Annotated in this window: 1 protein-coding gene; it reads right to left on the reverse strand. The window is 59.6% G+C overall.

All coding sequences use genetic code 11. The features are described from left to right. The coding region (locus tag GTA51_RS20490; protein WP_160964323.1) for an IS66 family transposase at positions 1–275 on the reverse strand (275 nt) is incomplete at both ends.

A 275-nucleotide genomic window follows, 5' to 3' on the forward strand; every position in this document is an offset into this window, starting at 1 on the left:
CCTTGGAAGTTTCCAAGGATTTCTGAGGCCACACAGCCGGCCCGAGTCGGATGATAGCGAAAGAGCACGACCGGTTTTCCCGGCGTTCCGCCCCGGGCGACCCACATGAATGATTTCGTGGTATTGGCCCGGCCTGGTTCGGCAAGCACCTGGACTGTGGTCTCGTCCATGTTGACGATAGGGCCGGAACGAATCTCCTCAATGATCAGGTCGATGAGCAGATCACAGGCCTTGGCTACCCGGATCATCCAGCCGGCCAGGGTTCCCCGGGAGAT

The organism is Solidesulfovibrio aerotolerans (assembly GCF_009856865.1).
Classification (GTDB): Bacteria; Desulfobacterota; Desulfovibrionia; order Desulfovibrionales; family Desulfovibrionaceae; genus Solidesulfovibrio; species Solidesulfovibrio aerotolerans.